Below are 683 nucleotides of genomic sequence, written 5' to 3' on the forward strand. Positions count from 1 at the left end.
TATGCGATGGTGGTGAAGAGCGATTTGCCTTATCCGGAAGGCGTGGCGGCGGCCGAGATTTTGAAGGTCGGCGACCATGATGCGGACCAGCAGGAAGGCGGCAGCGGTATCAAGGAATTGGTGTCGGGCGGCGCATTGGCCGGTTTGATGAGCTTCTGCGCAAGCGGTTTGCGCGTGGTGGCGGACAGTGCGAGCTTTTGGTTTAAAGGCGGTGCGTCGGTGTTCCAAGTGCCGATGGGCTTTTCGCTGGCTTTGTTGGGCGCGGGCTATTTGGTCGGACTGACCGGCGGTATCGCGATTTTGCTGGGTATCTCGATTGCTTGGGGCGTGGCCGTGCCTTATCTGTCGGCGCATATTCCGCAACCTGCCGATATGGAGATGATTCCTTTTGCGATGTCTTTGTGGAAGGAAAAAGTCCGTTTTATCGGCGCGGGTACGATCGGTATTGCGGCGATTTGGACGCTGTTGACTTTGATGAAACCGATGGTCGAGGGTATGCGCCTGTCTTTCCGTAATTTCGGCGGCGCGCAGATGACCGAGCGCACGGAACAGGATTTGTCGCCTAAGGCGATGATTGCCTGGGTGTTGGCGATGATGCTGGTGTTGGGCGTGTCCTTCTTCCACTTTATCGGCGACTCGCATATTTCCGGCGGTTTGGCTTGGCTGTTGGTGGTCGTATGTAC

The 683-nt window shown here is 56.8% G+C and carries 1 protein-coding gene; it reads left to right on the forward strand.

Annotation, left to right across the window (positions count from 1 at the left end; translation table 11 throughout):
- A partial coding sequence (locus tag ACTHUR_RS14535; RefSeq protein ID WP_440399291.1) for an OPT family oligopeptide transporter occupies positions 1-683 on the forward strand: 683 nt, incomplete at both ends.

This window comes from Neisseria sp. P0021.S007 (assembly GCF_051956855.1).